Source organism: Flavobacterium sp. MFBS3-15, from assembly GCF_026107645.2.
Classification (GTDB): Bacteria; Bacteroidota; Bacteroidia; order Flavobacteriales; family Flavobacteriaceae; genus Flavobacterium.
On sequence record NZ_JAPCHV010000012.1, the window covers coordinates 110,703 to 127,700 of the forward strand.

Sequence of the window (16,998 nt, forward strand, 5' to 3'; positions counted from 1 at the left end):
CCGCTGCAAGCAGGAGAGACATAGGATTTACAGCTTTGGGACGCCTTCATAGCGACACAGAGCATGAAGCTTTGCTTCATCTGGGTGACACTATGTTTCCTTATGGGTGATACAAACACTATCCTCCCTATGTACCTATGTGGTTAAGATGTTATTTTAGAATTTTACTGCTACCGAAAGCCCGTACACACGTTGCAGGGGCGAGTTGAAATAGTCCAGTCCGGACGTGTCGGCCGAATTGAACAGCGCATTATTGGCAAAGGCTGTATCGCTTTTGGACAGGATGAACACATTATTGACAAATGCCGAAACCACCAGCCCTATGGAGCTTTTGCCGTTCTTCACACGGCCATTGTACCCTATGGTAACATTATGAAGCCTGAAAAAAGTGGCATCCTCAATGGCATCTTCGGCCACGCCGCCAACACCGTAGCGTACCCAGCGGTTTTGCGCTACGGGCAAGGACGGGTCATAAAAGCTTACCGGCTGCGTGTTGGGCTGGCCTGTTTGGGTAACGCCTTTAAACACAAAACCCGTAATATCGCGCTGCTGTGCCGTTGTCTGCGACACACCATAATAATCAAGCGTTTGCGAAGTACCGTTCCACAAGTCGCCGCCCTGGCTCCAGTCAAATCCTAACCTTACGTAGAAGGATTTATAATTAGCCTTTGTGCCAAAGCCCAGCACAAAATCGGGATTGGGATCACCAATGACGGCAGGCGATGCTGCCACAAGCGGGAAACCGTCATCGCCTATTACCTTGTTGCCATAGGCATCCCTTTGGTACACACTCCCAACAATGACACCCACCGGCTGCCCTTCGATGTAGTTTTTATTGACATCGGCAAAACCCGCAAACGGTATGCGATCCAAATTGCGCGACAGGCCTGTAACCTTATTCTTGTACATGGTGAAATTCAGGTCGTGCGTAAAATTCAGCTTGTCGTGGGTATACCGCGGATGGTCGAAAGATGCCGAAAACTCCAATCCTTTCTGCTCGTAGTTTACCGCCGGCAGCCAGGAAAATGTCCCTCCGGTGTTTACGGGGGCATACATATCGGCGACCTTTCTTTGGTAGAGCTCAAAGTTTAGCGCTATAGGGCGGTCATAGCTCAGCCCTACAGTATATGCCTTTTCGCGGGTAGTAGTTGTAACGTCCGGCGCAAACAGTTCCTGATGGTTGCGCATCTGCTTAAATTCGGCAAGATTGTAGGCAAGGCTGTTAAAGTACAGGTTGTTGTTTTGCAGGCCCGGCTCATACTGGCGTGCGGTGGCATTGCCATAAAGGCTGAAATTCCGGATAAGGAAGCGATTCCACCTAAAGCTGCCCGAGACCCCTCCGTATGCGGCAGCTGTATATGTGGAGGAAAAAGCGATGTCGGCACCGCCTTTAATTTCCAGTCCGTCATCATAGTCTAAAATATCCCAAAATTTGTGCGATGCATTGAGGTTCAGTCCTGCCTCGGTCCTGTCCTGTGTTTTAGCCAGGGTGTATTGTACATCGGGCATCGCCGGATAATCGGCCGCGCTGCTGAATCCCTCACCATACTGCCTGCGGAAATCCCGCTGCCGGTGCTGCACATTCAGCCTGGCGCCAAGCTGGGTATTTCCTAAATTGTCATATACAAAATCATTTTCGAAAGTGAGAAGGCTGTATTTTTCCCTCCGGTCTGTATAGTCCGGTATGGCTACCTGCGCGGCGAAAGGGATATTTCCCCCGGTAAGCCGCATATCCGAATATTGCGGAAGCAGCTTAGCCGTATTGGTTACGTTACTCCGGCGGTAAACATCGGAGAATGAAAGCGACAAGGCCGTATTTTTGGCAGCATCGCGGGTATTGCGTAACAGGTAATATGGGTTGTTTTCCTGGTGGCTGAAATTGCGCGGGGTGCCGTCGGGAAGCAATGTCCCCGCATTGTTGTCGAAATGCGCCGGTGTAACGGCATTGGCAAAAACCGCCTTGTTATGTATGAAGTTGGCATTGCTCAATTTGTCCTCAAAACGATTGAAATTGAAAGTACCGTTCAGGGTATGTTTTTTATAGGTCCTGTCATAGGAAAGCGTAGTGGCTAGGTCGTTGTTCTTCACTTCGGGCAGGTTGCCGGCAGCGCTCCTGTAGGTAAGATTCAGCTTCAGGTCGCCGCCCGTTGCCAATTTCAGCCTTGCGGTAAGGGCTGATTTATTTTCCGTTGAGGTTTGGAAAAAGCGGTTGGCGCCAAATACCGGTATGCGGCTGCCGGTGCCCACGGTAATGTCACCACCTGAATACCATGGCGTAGCGTTATCGCTTATGTGCAGGGTGCTGAGCTGCGGCCCCCAACTGAATGGTTCATTAGTTTCGGGGCCCTGGTACGTTACCGCGCCATTGACGCTCCTGCCCTGTGCAAAGCGGTTTTGGAAACTGCGCTCACGCATCGGTACACCGGCAAGGAATTCGGTATACAGGTCAATATACAGCCTGCTTTGGTTATAGTTGTTTATAAAATTGTACACATTGCCTTTATCCTTTTTGATCCGGATAACATTCTGCATATAATTGGGATAGGCATAGTTGGTCGTAGTGCCCGATGGCCCTGTGGGCTGCAGGGTGTCGTTTTGCTGCTTCAGGCTGTTGGCAAAGTCGCTGCTCATGATGGGCTGCACCCGCTGGCTGCCTTCGGGCGTGCCGTTGGCATTGGTGATTTTAATATACTGCGTCTGCATGCCGATGTAGCTGATTTCCAACTCCTGCCCCACCCTGACTTTAATGGAATAGTTGCCATCGATGTCCGATTGTGTGCAGGTTGTGGTATTTCGTATGCAGATACTGGCTCCCGGTATGGGCAGTCCGGCATTGTCGGTCAATACGCCCGAGTAGTTTACCATTTGGCTGTAACCGGAAAAGAAAAATAAGAGTAACAGATATCTCATGTGGCATGTGTTTACCTACTAGGATAATGAAATCAGGTAAAAGGTTGGGAGGACATCAAAATTTCATTTATTTAACAAGCCGATTCTTAATATGATTATTAAAAATACCTATAAATGGGTATACTTAAAATTTTGTTAAAATTGTATATTTGTCCCGTAAGACATAATCCCTAAACCCTCAACTAACCAAAACACAAGTTGTTATGGCAAAAAACTACATTCAAAAAATAATTATCGTCCTGTTCTTTTTTTCCGGCTTTGGCGCGCACGCGCAGCTTTTTTCACTATCGCAGGCCGACGCTTCAGGATGGGATCGGCCTATGACTGCCGGAGAGCAGGTATGCTTCCCTACAGCGGCTGCGGGCACGGCAACACTTATGTTCCGTATCACCAACGATAGCGGTGGTGGATTAGCGCTTACAGGGTCGCCGGTCGTTTCAATTTCCGGGGTCAATGCCGCAAACTTTACGGCAACGCAACCCTTGCAAACAGTCCTTACAAACGGTAGCAGTACCACCTTTACCATTTCGTATTTGCCAACTGCCGGAACTATCAGTAATGCAACAGTAAACGTAAACTATGGTGGCGGGAGCGGTACAGTCACTTTTACGCTCAAGGGCGCGCCATTTGACTTATACGGCCCAATGTACCCTCCTTTTGGCACCATTATGGCCGACGGGGTAGGCATGACCGGAAGGCCCGGAGGAAGGGACATTTTGCTCACCAACGTTTCGATGGCGCTTCAAACTACAACCTATTGGGGGCCACAGGTAAACTCTGCCGGCATTTTGCAGCTTCAGACATCCCTTAATAATAATACCTATACCAATCAGGAAACATTCACCTTTATTGCAGCCGAAAGCAACCTGCCTCAGGGTAGAGCAGTGTGGCGGGGAACCACAAACATACAGAACGCCATAAACGGTACAACCCCAATAGTTTATTTGCGTGCTACACTACTAACCAGGCGGGCTGACAATACCATTGTTCCACTCATCGACCCTACAACACTCGGACTATCAGCACAAATTGGGGGGCTCGTGCCTTTTACCAGCCTTACTGATTACCTAAAAGCCAATTACCTGATCGAGGCATCGCTAAATGGAATAAACTGGCAGCCTTACCTCGACTTTTACGACGCCTATCCTACCCCTCCGGGGCCGCTTCCCGGACAGGGTATCGGCAACGCCTACAGCTCTGTAAGCAATGGCTTTTACTGGATAAACCACAAGCCAACGCTGACACAAAACCAGATACTGCCCTGCAATGAAGGGGGAACTGCTGCCATAACAACAGCAAGGCTGAATGCTACCGACAGGGAAGACATGCCCACGCACCCCGAGTGGCTGGTTTTTCGTTTTGAAACCCAGAATGCAGGTACTAACCCATTGGGTTTTGGCACAGGAGTGCTAAAGAAAAACGGAGTGCAGATGGTGGAAACAGACACCTTTACCTTGCAGGACTTACAAAACAACCTGATTACCTATGAACACAACGGAGGTGAAACGGTGTATGACGAATTCCAGTTCAGCCTTGTAGACAGCAAGGGCAAGCTGGCCAGCGACAGCGGTTTCAGCATTTTCAACTTCAAGATAAATATTTCGCCTGTCAATGATGCCCCGGTGGCCGGCAACCTGCAGTTTGACACATCTTACATTGCCCCTTATGACGGTAACTTAACAGCTACGGACCCCGACAATGCTACGTTTACCTATGCAATCGTTACACAGCCAACAAGCGGGACCGTATCGGTGAACGCTTCTACCGGAGCGTTTACCTATACGCCTACATCGGGTGCGCCCGGAACGGATTCGTTTACCTATACCGTTAACGACGGCACAGCTACAAGCAATACCGCAACAGTAAGCATCAACCTGGTAAACCTGCCGCCAGCCAACAATAACAGCCAATGGACGATATTGGAGGATCAGTTTATTGACGCCACCTTTGTAGCAACCGACCCTGAAGGGACAGCCGTTACTTACCAGCTCGCAACACAGGCGGCATCGGGTGTGGCAACGGTAGAATCGAACGGATATTTTACCTATACGCCTAACCCAACCGAATACGGTACCGACACCTTTACGTATACCGCCACCGATGCGCAGGGCAATACTTCCAACCCTATTACCGTAACCCTGAATGTAAGGCCGCGCCTTGACCCGGGCGACCTTATCGTGGCCGACGATACTAAAGTGTACCACTATGACCCTGCTACATCGCAAAGCATACTGCTTACCGAAAACCAGGGGCTGAACGAAGCCATAAACGTAGCTTACAAGCAAAACGCAGGGCTTTTTATATATGACAAAGACAACGGCCTTATCAGGATTGACCCTTTTACAGGGGTTCAGTCATTGGTGTCCCCGGTAACTAACTTTGCTTCGGGCGGGCCTATCGGCGGGCCTCCGGGAATGCTGGTAACCGGGCCTGACACGATAATTGTTTGCGACAGCGACGGCATTAAGAGCGTGACGATTTCTACAGGTGCGGTAACCACATTATTCAGTGGCGGATCGCTATCCTACCCAACAGGGCTTGCCTATCTTGATAACGGCGACCTGCTGGTAAGCGACGCCGGAATGATACTGGGCGGATCGAGCAAAATTATCCGCATAACACCTGCCGGTGTGCAAACAATAGTAAGTTCGGGCAACAACATTATCCTTCCGCTGGACATTATCCTGAAGGACCAGAACACGCTTATTGTTGCCGATGGTGCAGCCTTTGCCGGCGGTACCGATAAGATCTATACCATTGATATCATTACAGGTACCCAAACCGTACTTTCTACAGGTGGCGATATATCGATACCTTCGGGGCTTGACATTTTTGGGAATACCGTATATGTAGTAAATAAAATGGGTTCGATGAAAGTTTTGGGAGTAAATGCGACTACAGGTGCCCAAACCGTTATTCCCGGGCCGGCATTATCCAACCCGTGGGGACTTTTGGTAATACCGGAAAACATTGTCATCGATAACACTTCCATAACCGGCACATCCTGCGTTGAAACTGCCGACGGCGAGGCAACCATTACCTTTTCAGGAGGTACAGGCCCTTATACGTATACCATTGGCAGCACGACTGCCAATGCTGTTTCGCCGGTAACCATCAGCAATCTTGCTGCCGGAGGCCACACTGTTATCTTTACAGACAGTACTGGTGCAATCGGAACGGCTAACTTTACTGTTGGTACAGAAACGGATACAACATCCCCAACCATAACTGCCCCTGCCGCTGTAACGGTGAATACCGATGCCGGAAGCTGTACCGCAACGGGAGTGGTTTTGGGAACGCCAACCTTTGCTGACAACTGTACGGGTGCGACGGTAGCCAACAATGCACCGGCGGCATTCCCGATAGGAAATACAACCGTAACATGGACGGTAACCGATGCTTCGGGAAATACCGCAACGGCAACACAAACCGTAACCGTTGAGGATAACGAAAACCCTTTGATAACTGCCCCTGCCAATATTACAAATAATGTAGGCGCAGGAAGCTGTGTGGCTACGGGAGTGGTTTTGGGTACACCGGTCTTTGGGGATAACTGTACGGGATCGACGGTGGCAAATAACGCTCCTGCAACCTTCCCGATTGGTGTTACTACAGTAACCTGGACCGTGACGGATGCTTCAGGAAATACCGCCACGGCTACACAAACCGTAACGATTGAAGATAATGAAAACCCGATAATAACCGCACCGGCCAACATAGTAGCCAATGCTGATGCCGGAATATGTACTGCAACCAGCATAACGCTCGGCACTCCAACCTTTAGTGATAACTGTACAGGCGCAACGGTAACCAACAATGCGCCTGCCGCCTTTCCTATAGGCGATACGACAGTAACATGGACAGTGACCGATGGTTCGGGCAATGCTGCCACCGCTACACAAACCGTAACGGTAAACGACAACCAAAACCCAACCATCACTGCCCCTGCCGCTGTAACGGTGAACACTGATGCCGGAAGCTGTACTGGAACGGCAGTCGCATTGGGTACGCCAACCTTTGCTGACAACTGTACAGGTGCGACAGTAGCCAACAATGCCCCGGCAGCATTCCCGATAGGGAATACAACGGTAACCTGGACGGTAACAGATGCTTCAGGAAATACCGCAACGGCAACACAAACCGTAACCGTTGAGGATAATGAAGATCCGGTAATAACTGCCCCTGCCAATATTACAAATAACGTAGGCGCAGGAAGCTGTGTGGCTACGGGAGTGGTTTTGGGTACGCCGGTCTTTGGGGATAACTGTACGGGATCGACGGTGGCTAATAACGCTCCTGCAACCTTCCCGATCGGTATTACTACAGTAACCTGGACTGTGACCGACGCCTCGGGCAATACCGCAACAGCTACACAAACCGTAACGATTGAAGATAATGAAAACCCGATAATAACCGCACCGGCCAACATAGTAGCCAATGCTGATGCCGGAATATGTACTGCAACCAGTATAACGCTCGGCACGCCAACCTTTAGTGATAACTGTACGGGTGCAACAGTAAGCAACAATGCGCCTGCTACTTTTCCTATCGGGGTGACAACGGTAATATGGACGGTAACTGATGGTTCAGGCAATGCTGCCACCGCTACACAAACCGTAACGATTAACGACAACCAAAACCCAACCATAAATGCCCCTGCCTCTGTAACGGTGAACACCAATGCCGGAAGTTGTACCGCAACGGCAGTCGCATTGGGTACGCCAATCTTTGCTGACAACTGTACGGGTGCGACGGTAGCCAACAATGCACCGGCGGCATTCCCGATAGGAAATACAATGGTAACCTGGACGGTAACCGATGCTTCGAACAACACGGCAACGGCAACACAAGTTGTAACCGTTGAGGATAATGAAGATCCGGTAATTACAGCTCCGGCGAACGTAACTGCCAATGTAGGCACCGGAAGCTGTACTGCACCGGCTGTTGCGTTGGAAACGCCAACCTTTAGTGATAACTGCACGGGATCGACCGTAGCAAACAACGCTCCTGCAACCTTCCCGATCGGTGTTACTACAGTAACCTGGACTGTGACCGACGCCTCGGGAAATACCGCAACGGCTACACAAACCGTAACGATTGAAGATAATGAAAACCCGATAATAACCGCACCGGCCAACATAGTAGCCAATGCTGATGCCGGAATATGTACTGCAACCAGTATAACGCTCGGCACGCCAACCTTTAGTGATAACTGTACGGGTGCAACAGTAAGCAACAATGCGCCTGCTACTTTTCCTATCGGGGTGACAACGGTAACATGGACGGTAACTGATGGTTCGGGCAATACCGCCACCGCTACACAAACTGTAATGGTAAACGACAACCAAAACCCAACCATTACTGCCCCTGCCGCTGTAACGGTGAACACCGATGCAGGAAGCTGCACTGCAACGGCAGTCGCATTGGGTACGCCAACCTTTGCTGACAACTGTACGGGATCTACAGTAGCCAACAATGCCCCGGCGGCATTCCCGATAGGGAGTACTACGGTAACGTGGACGGTAACCGATGCTTCGGGCAACACAGCCACAGCAACACAGGTCGTAACCGTTGAGGATAACGAAAACCCTGTGATAACTGCCCCTGCCAATATTACAAATAATGTAGGCGCAGGAAGCTGTGTGGCTACGGGAGTGGTTTTGGGTACACCGGTCTTTGGGGATAACTGTATGGGATCGACGGTGGCAAATAACGCTCCTGCAACCTTCCCGATTGGTGTTACTGCAGTAACCTGGACCGTGACCGACACCTCGGGAAATACCGCAACGGCTATACAGACAGTGACAATTATTGATAACATAAACCCAACTATAACTGCCCCTGTCTCCATTATTGCCAATAACACGCCTAACAGCTGTACAGGCAATCCTGCATTAGGCACCCCTGTAGTTTCTGACAACTGCCCTGCTGCAACCGTCGTAACGAATAACGCCCCTGCTGCATTCCCAATAGGCGTAACTGTCGTAACCTGGACAGTGACCGATGCAGGCGGCAATACAGCCACTGCAACACAATCGGTAACCATACAGGACAACCAAAACCCCCAGCTGTCTGTACAAATGGTTGTTACGGTTCCGGCCAATAACGGCAGCTGCTTCGCTACAGGCGTAAATCTTGGCATTCCTACGGCAACTGACAATTGTACGGGTGTAACGGTAAGCAACAACGCGCCTGCACAATTCCCGGTAGGTACAACCATTGTGGTTTGGACCGCCACCGATGCTTCGGGCAATACCGTAACAAGAAACCAAACCGTAATTGTCCAGGATACGCAGACACCTACAATTACAGCCCCCGGCCCGGTTACTGTAAATGTTAACGGTGGTTACTGTTTTGCAACCAATGTACCGCTGGGTGCACCTGCAGTTACCGACAACTGTACAACCCTGACCGTACACAGCAATGCACCGCAAATGTTCCCAATCGGCACAACAACTGTAACGTGGACGGTAAATGACGGGCACGGCAACATTGCTACAGCGACTCAATTAGTTACTGTAATCGATAACCAGCTGCCATACCTTAATGTCCCTGATAACATTACCATGGAAGCAGGCGAAAACTGTGAAGTTACCGGCCTGAACCTGGGCACTCCGATAGCTGCCGACAACTGTATGGCAGTAACGGTGACGAACGATGCGCCCGCAGCTTTCCCATTGGGTACCACAACGGTAACCTGGACCGCTATTGACGGCAGCGGCAATACAACCACCGGGACACAAACCGTGACCGTGACGGCCCCTGCTGCGCCTGTGGCAAATGCGGAACAATCGTTCTGTAACGGATCTGTAGTAAGCGACATAGCCATTACCGGCCAAAACATTGCCTGGTATGATGCCGAAACCGATGGTAACAGCGTTGCTGCCGATGCATTGCTAACGGATGATACTACGTATTATGCTGTAGCTGTACGCAATGGCTGTGAGAGTGTAACCAGGACAGCTGTACATGTAACCATAATTACGGTTCCTGCACCGGTGGGCGCTGCAATACAGGAATTCTGCAACGAGGCTGCAATAATTGACCTTGTGACCGAAGAAACCGTATTGTGGTATGCTGCTGCAAACAGTGATACGCCACTTGATCCTGACACAATGCTTGTTGATGGCACTGTTTATTATGCCTCATATACCGATCCTGTAACCGGGTGCGAAAGCGGAGCAAGGCTGGCGGTGACAGCGGTAATCCATGCAATCCCGGTTCCGGAAGGCAAAGCATTATATACCTTCTGCGATACGATGGTGCCGACTTTGGCAGAAATTGCGTCCGATTATCCGGGTGGCGTGTGGTATGCGGATAATGATGGCGATGAACCGCTGGCACTTACAACCATGCTGGCAAATAACACTTCCTACTATGTACGCAACAGGGATGCCGCTACAGAATGCGAAAGCCCGGAAGCCTTTGAAGTTGAAGTGAAATTCATAGGCTGCGAGGTAACCGGCTACAACTACCTGACCCCGAATGGCAACGGTGAGAACGAATACCTGGAGTTTAAGAATATTGCCAACTTCCCCAAAAACAGGCTGGAGATATTTAACCGCCAGGGTAAAAAGCTGTATGAAACACAGGCATACGGCCAAAACGGCAACCTCTTTGACGGAAGGACAAGCTCAGGCTCCAACAGCTACCTGCCAACAGGCAATTATTACTATGTGCTTGAGTACCTTAACGAGGTAACCGGACAATCGCATGTTATTAAAGGATTCTTTTACATCAACAACAATGAATAAATATATAACCGCCATACTAATTACGGCAGGCACCGCCCTGTTGGCACCTGCCCATGCACAGTCGGACATAAAGCTGACGCTAAATGCCATGAACCCGCTGATGTATAACCCTGCTTATGCCGGATCATACGAAGGCATCAGCGTATCGGGCATTTACAGCACCCAATTTGTAGGCTTCCAGGGAGCGCCGGTAACGCAACTTCTTTCGGGGCACACAAGGATTGGCGACAACATTGGCGCAGGGCTTTCGCTCATCAACGACGAAGCCGGGCCTGTGAAAGAGTTTAACTTTGAAGGAAACTTCTCTTACAATGTTGAGATAACACAGGACTTCAGCATCGCCATGGGATTGAAAGGGGGGGTGAACAACTTTACCATCGACTACAACCTGCTGTCGGTTAAAGATCCGGGAGAGATTGGAAATTCAGACAAGTATTCCCAAATAGCCCCTATTGTCGGGGTTGGGTTCTATGCGTACCTGAACAATACGTTCCTGGGCGTTTCGACACCCAACGTGCTTACTACAAAATATTATGACGATTTTGACAATAAGGTCGCCAAAGATAACCTGTACCTCTACTCCACCCTGGGCCACCGCTTTGAGCTGGACGACGAGATAACGCTTACGCCGATGGCAATTTTACGCTATACTGATGGTGTTGACCCGGAGATGGTTTTTATGGCCAACCTCAACTGGCAGGAATTTCTTTTTGGAGGCATCAACGTGCAGCCCGATACCAGTGTGGGCGGGTTTGCCGGTTTCCGTTTCCTGGAAATGTTCCGTGCCGGTTATTCGTATGATACCTCAATTAACCGCTTCAGGGCCTACAACCAGGGAGTGCATACCCTATTCCTGTCTTTCGACATGTTCAGCGACAGGGACCACAACCGCAAGCCCTTTAATTTTTATTGATTTGTGTATTGGGAAAACACAGGTCGATTTGGAAACAGCCTTCGGGCTGTTTTTTTATGTACTTACATGGCCGGTAGCCCCGGCCACAGCGGCATCCTGCAGACCCGCGGCGGTGGGGAAGCAGATATAGCGAAGGGCGGGACGGCGCATAGCAATTGCACTACAGCCGGCTGCTCCTGAAAAACAAAAACCGGTACATTCCTGCACCGGTTTTCGGCATTGATAAAACCCAACTAAATATAAAACACACACTAAACTGTTGGCATTATGGGAAAACAACAGTTATTGTTTGCAAATTTTTATCTTCTCAACACGGCTGCCCGACTGCACCTGTACTATATACATTCCCGTTGCCAGGCTGCTTATGTCGGCTTCGTGCGACAGCGTATTAGGTGTTTCGGTGCGTAGCAGCTGGCCGGAAAGCGAGTAGATGTCGAGCCTGTCGATGGTATTTTGCCCAATCACTTTCAGCCTGCCCGATGTTGGGTTAGGATAAACAGACAAGTGTTGGGTAAGCAGGTTCTCCCCTGTTCCCATGGTTAACGCCTGCACCGAAATGGCATCGAGGTAAAACAGGCCTTCATTCTCGAACGACTGCACATCGAACTTTATATAATAATTACCCGAAGCAGGCACGGTAAACGCGGCAGTGGTATGGTTGGCAGCTGTAGCACCTGTAACGTTAAGGTGTGTAGCAAGGTCATCATAATAGGTTGTACCGGGCTGGTTGAGCTGTACCCCAAACCTGCCGATGGACTTGGCCGCATCGCTATTACCATAACGATAGGAAACAGTGTACTGCACCCCCTGCTGAAAATAGATCTCGTGGGTAAACAGCTCGGCCCCAATGGTGGGTATCATGGCACCACCCCCGGGATTGCCGGTGTAGGTATCGTAGGCCAACAACTTGCCGTCGAACCCTGCAACAGGGCCTGCAATGCTTTTAAAAACCTCCTGAGAGGCAAAGGCAACCCATTGGCTATCCATGCAGTCGGGCAGCGCGGGGACGGTGACGCTTTCGGTAGCTGCAGTATAGGGAACGGTAAAATTTTCGCCACACTGGGCGTTGGCAAGCTGCACACAGCAGGCCATTACTAATGGTAGGGTAATTTTTTTCATGGTATTGGGATTTGTTGACTGCACCCCCAAGCTACACTCATACGGTTAGTCCTCACCCCGGCCCTCTCCAAAGGAGAGGGTGGCGGAACGTAACACTCATGCCGGATAGTGTCGTGGGGTTAAACGGGTAATTTAGTTAATAATAAGCTTTTCAGTTTTGTGTAATGTATCGGTTTTTACCTGTGCGATGTACATTCCTTTTTGGAGGGAAGCCAGGTTGATAGGCGAACCATCGGCAACATTATCACTATAGACCTTTTTGCCTGCCAGATCATATATAGAGATGGAGGCTGGTTCATTGGTAATAATATGCAGCAGGCCGGTTGTAGGGTTGGGATACATGGTGAAAGTTATTGCTTGCTGCCCGGGTGTGCCAAGCATTCCGCTGGTTTTAAAAGCCGCGGGTACAGCAAGCACCGACCCGAAATTCTCTACAAATTTGCTGAAAATCACCTCCCCTCCCGATTCTATCTCAATGCCGTGCGGGGTTTCTCCTATCATCCAGCCCCATCCATTGGCGGAGTAAAATTCAACCGAATGGCATTCCACATCGTTGCCGGGCAGGGTAAACTGGTGTATTTTGGTTGTATTGGCATCGGCGCCCCCGCCCCCGAAAAAGTCTTCGTTGCCAAACTCATACGGCCCGCCCGAGCCTACTACAACGCCGGCGCTGTTCTTTATTGCCCAGGATATTTCGCCCGGGTAAAAATTGGTATGTACCTTAACGGTGATATTGTTGCCGCCTTCAAGCGTTTCGGTAACATTAAATATGTCGGAAGCAGTTTGAACGTTACCGGGAACTGCTCCGTTGATGCTGGTCACTACAGCCTCATAATTATCGGCGGGGCCAATGGAGATTGGGTCGAGCATGATGGTCGTATCATCAAACATTGGGATATTGCCTGTGTAATTCTTCACAGCCAATACTTCGAAACCGTTGCGCAATTCTATCGTAGCCGAAGTTATGGTCTGGAAGCCATAATTGGTTACCGATACTTTGGGTACGGCAGAGCCGCCTTCACATACTACCAGGTCATCAATAACAGTCTTTCCGTGTTGCTGGAGGTCGGTAAGTACTCCGCAGTTCGCATTGATGTTGTCACGGAAAGCAGGAAACTGCAGTTGCTCTACTTCGCTCACCTTGCCATTGGGGCATATCCTGAAAATGGTAGGGAAATAGTTGATCTGGTACAGCTGTCCCACATCCCAGCTATCGATAACAGGATACGGCGAATGTTTGGTCCAGTCACCCGCCGTTACGCCATTGTCGCCCGGCATATTGGTACCGTAAAGCGACTCAACCGAGGTGCCGTTGTCTCCTTCGATGAAAAGCACCACAAGGTCGTCAGAGCCTTCGGGGCCATAGGTGTAATACAGTTGCTCGAGTACACCCGACTCATGGTAGTTCCAGCAGGGGCCGCACCATGTGGCCGAAATGTCTAGGATGACTGTCTTGCCCTGCGCAAGGTAATCGGAGAGCGTGTGCGTAGTCCCGTTGATGTCGGTCACGGTAAAATCGGGGGCATCGCTGCCGGGAGCGATCTGGGCCGATGCGGCCATACCCGTGAGTGTAAACAAAGTAAGTAGCAGTTTTTTCATAATAAACAGTTTAAATTTAGGCTTGCCAAAAGGCAATAGTTATCCTCCCGGCGCCAAAATAGTGCTTAGGGCCGTCAAAAGTTTTCAATAAGGTTTCTATTTAATTCTTACTCAGCGTAAGGAACTTCTCGGGGTCGACACCCGTGCTTTCCCTGTGCATTTCGATGAGCGTTTCGGTGGCATTGGTAATCGTCCACGTCCCTTCGAGGGCGTCGAGCATGCTTCCGACAAAACTGAACTGCGCCTGTTCCCCTGTTGATGAAATATCCCACGTACCGCTGTCGGAATCAGGCCCCGTTACCTGTACCGTACCATTATCGTTAAAGGTAAAATCATAATCCTGGTACATTGCCGTTTGTTCTGAATAATTGAAAAAATAGGATACATACCACGTGCCATCCGTCAGGTAATCCGAAACCGTTGGCTGGGGCCCGGGATTGAGCAGGGCGAGGCAATCATCAGTGTAACTGTCGATGGCGGCTTCGAGCTGCTGGTTGCTTTCTATGGTTACGCTACCATCGGTCGTATTGAAGGTTATGGGAAACTCAAACGCCAGTGCGTCATAGCTTTCAATATCAGCCAATAGTTCAAAAAGCGCCTCGTTGCTGCCGATGTCGAACGATTCGGCCAACTGGTTGTTGCTGTCGTAAGTAAATATTCCTAACGGAAAGGCAATCCCCATGCAGGATAATTCAGTTGAACCCGTGCAACCGGTTTTCGCCGAATCAAAAGCTGTCTGTGTGGCGAATGTTGCTTCTGAATAATCGGCATAAACTACATTAACCGGAAAATTGATGGATATTTCTCCCCCTGTTGCCGAACCATTGGCCAGTTCGCGCACCTGCTCATAATCAGCATCCGAATCCAGGACAACCGTTTGCCCATCCACCGCCACCGAGTACGGGAACTGTATTGCGAAACAGTTGGAACCGTCAATGAAATCATCCACAGCCGTTGGGCTTTGGGATACCTGCCTGAGTTTTGAAACAAGAGTGGAGTTCTCCGAAAGGTTGTTTTGCGGCGAGGTGCTCACGGCACTTTCCTCCGTCTCACAGGACAGGGCCAAAAGGCTGAATACGGTTATGGCAATGGTTCGTTTCATTTTGTTCGTGATTACGATGTTAAGACAAAAATTTTTCAGGCTACCCTACTTGCAATATTAATTTTTTTTTAGCTTTACCCACCAAAAAACACCATCAACATTATGGAAAAGCCTGAAAAGCAAGACATTTGCGACAAAATATTTTTTTCGGCTTTTTTTAAGGCACAGGCGCAGGCCCTTCGTAATTTCCTTTATTTCCGTTTTGGCGACAAGGATTTAGCAGAGGATATTACGCAGGATGCCTTCATCAAGCTATGGCAAAACTGCGCCGACGTGAAATACCCGAAATCGTTCCTTTACACCGTTGCCAAAAATGCTGCGCTCAACCATACGGTCTACCAAAAAGTGGTTTTTAAATATGCGGATAACAATCCCGGCAGGACAACCGACAACCAAAGCCCCGAGTACCTGATGGAGGAAGAGGAATTCCGCCAAAAGTTCGAGAAAGCCATTGCAGGACTGACCGACGCCCAACGCGTGGCCCTGCTGCTCAACCGCATTGAAGGCAAGAAATACAAAGAAATAGCCGAGATGCTGGGCATAACCGTAAAGGCTGTAGAAAAGCGCATTCATGGGGCGTTGCTGCATATGAGCGAACAAATTGAAAATTTCAGGTAGGGTTTTATGAAACATCTTTGTCAAAATACAAATCAGGCACTATGAAAGACGATACATTACTGGCCCGATGGCTCGAAGGGGAACTTACTCCCCAAGAGCAGGCAGCCCTGGAGCAGGACCCAAGGTATGCCTCATTTTTACGCATTAAAAGCACCTTTGGGGAGATAGAACGCCCCGGGTTTGAAGGCACTGCCATACTGGAAGGCATACTGGCAAAAGAAAAATCGCCAAAAGTGATCCCGCTGTACCGCAGGGGATGGTTCCAGACAGTTGCTGCGTCCGTAGTACTGCTGATGGGGCTGGCCCTGTTGTTTACACGCCCGGAAACCAAAGAGGCCGCTTATGGCCAGACCCTTGCCTTTACCCTTCCTGACGCATCGGAAGTAGTACTCAATGCCGGGTCGGAAGCCGGATACAGCGACTGGAATTGGGAAAATAACCGCACTATCGAGCTGGAAGGCGAAGCGTACTTTAAAGTTGCCAGGGGGAAGAAGTTTACGGTAAAAACGGTACATGGAGACGTGACCGTACTGGGCACGCAGTTCAACGTTAGGGTGCGGGAAAACCGTTTAGATGTCGTGTGTTATGAAGGAAAGGTGCAGGTGGAACACAACGGCAGTAAAACCGTGTTGGCACCGCATGAGTCGTATAGGCTGGATACGGATGAGTTGCTTGAAGGCACAGGCATGGTGCCAGCCACAAAACCGGGATGGATATACGGCGAGCTGGAATTCAACTATGAAACACTGGATTATGTATTGGACGAACTGGAAAGAACCTATAACATCGAAATAGAAACAACCGTTAAACGGGAACAGACTTTCTCGGTCACGTTACCGGCAAATAATATTGACAAAGCGATGGACATCATCGGCCGGCTGTATAAACTGGAAGCACACAAGCACGATAAAAAGATCATCTTAAAGCCTGTTGACAGCGAAAAATAATTTTATTACGTTCATTTTTCTTGTTATTTCCCTGTG

Annotated in this window: 8 protein-coding genes; 4 read left to right on the forward strand and 4 right to left on the reverse strand. The window is 49.7% G+C overall.

Features of this window, described 5'->3' with window-relative positions; genetic code table 11:
- Positions 1-156: 156 nt before the first annotated feature.
- Entirely contained in the window at positions 157-2,910 is a 2,754-nt protein-coding gene (locus OGH69_RS11940) for a carboxypeptidase-like regulatory domain-containing protein (RefSeq protein ID WP_265174708.1), read from the reverse strand.
- A 203-nt stretch (positions 2,911-3,113) separates the two neighbouring features.
- Here OGH69_RS11940 and OGH69_RS11945 point away from each other — a divergent pair, with 203 nt between their 5' ends.
- The gene (locus OGH69_RS11945) at positions 3,114-10,664 is read left to right on the forward strand and encodes an HYR domain-containing protein (protein WP_265174709.1); all 7,551 of its coding nucleotides are present in this window, start codon (positions 3,114-3,116) and stop codon (positions 10,662-10,664) included.
- Positions 10,657-11,577 (forward strand): PorP/SprF family type IX secretion system membrane protein, encoded by a 921-nt coding sequence (locus tag OGH69_RS11950; protein WP_265174710.1) that lies wholly within the window; start codon positions 10,657-10,659, stop codon positions 11,575-11,577. The genes OGH69_RS11945 and OGH69_RS11950 overlap by 8 nt, the downstream gene beginning before the upstream one ends.
- Positions 11,578-11,859: 282 nt before the next feature.
- On the opposite strand, the gene OGH69_RS11955 is transcribed toward OGH69_RS11950, so the two are convergent.
- The 3 genes from OGH69_RS11955 to OGH69_RS11965 all read right to left on the reverse strand — a co-directional run bounded on the left by OGH69_RS11955 (position 11,860) and on the right by OGH69_RS11965 (position 15,397).
- A complete protein-coding gene (locus OGH69_RS11955) occupies positions 11,860-12,696 on the reverse strand; it encodes a T9SS type A sorting domain-containing protein (protein ID WP_265174711.1) in 837 nt (278 codons plus the stop codon).
- A gap of 132 nt (positions 12,697-12,828) precedes the next feature.
- A complete protein-coding gene (locus tag OGH69_RS11960; RefSeq protein WP_265174712.1) occupies positions 12,829-14,295 on the reverse strand; it encodes a T9SS type A sorting domain-containing protein in 1,467 nt (488 codons plus the stop codon).
- A 100-nt stretch (positions 14,296-14,395) separates the two neighbouring features.
- Positions 14,396-15,397, reverse strand: a complete 1,002-nt coding sequence (locus tag OGH69_RS11965) for a hypothetical protein (RefSeq protein ID WP_265174713.1) — start codon at positions 15,395-15,397, stop codon at positions 14,396-14,398.
- Positions 15,398-15,499: 102 nt separating this feature from the next.
- Here OGH69_RS11965 and OGH69_RS11970 point away from each other — a divergent pair, with 102 nt between their 5' ends.
- Positions 15,500-16,015 carry an RNA polymerase sigma factor gene (locus OGH69_RS11970; RefSeq protein WP_265174714.1) on the forward strand — a complete coding sequence of 172 codons (516 nt, stop codon included), beginning with the start codon at positions 15,500-15,502 and terminating at the stop codon, positions 16,013-16,015.
- 41 nt (positions 16,016-16,056) lie between these two features.
- Entirely contained in the window at positions 16,057-16,962 is a 906-nt protein-coding gene (locus OGH69_RS11975; protein ID WP_265174715.1) for a FecR family protein, read from the forward strand.
- The last annotated feature ends 36 nt before the right edge of the window (positions 16,963-16,998 follow it).

Bases quoted from the DNA above. Each gene is read 5' to 3' on its own strand.
- OGH69_RS11965 (WP_265174713.1), bottom strand. From the start codon at position 15,397: ATGAAACGAACCATTGCCATAACCGTATTCAGCCTTTTGGCCCTGTCC.
- OGH69_RS11970 (WP_265174714.1), top strand. From the start codon at position 15,500: ATGGAAAAGCCTGAAAAGCAAGACATTTGCGACAAAATATTTTTTTCG.
- OGH69_RS11955 (WP_265174711.1), bottom strand. From the start codon at position 12,696: ATGAAAAAAATTACCCTACCATTAGTAATGGCCTGCTGTGTGCAGCTT.
- OGH69_RS11950 (WP_265174710.1), top strand. From the start codon at position 10,657: ATGAATAAATATATAACCGCCATACTAATTACGGCAGGCACCGCCCTG.
- OGH69_RS11940 (WP_265174708.1), bottom strand. From the start codon at position 2,910: ATGAGATATCTGTTACTCTTATTTTTCTTTTCCGGTTACAGCCAAATG.
- OGH69_RS11960 (WP_265174712.1), bottom strand. From the start codon at position 14,295: ATGAAAAAACTGCTACTTACTTTGTTTACACTCACGGGTATGGCCGCA.
- OGH69_RS11945 (WP_265174709.1), top strand. From the start codon at position 3,114: ATGGCAAAAAACTACATTCAAAAAATAATTATCGTCCTGTTCTTTTTT.
- OGH69_RS11975 (WP_265174715.1), top strand. From the start codon at position 16,057: ATGAAAGACGATACATTACTGGCCCGATGGCTCGAAGGGGAACTTACT.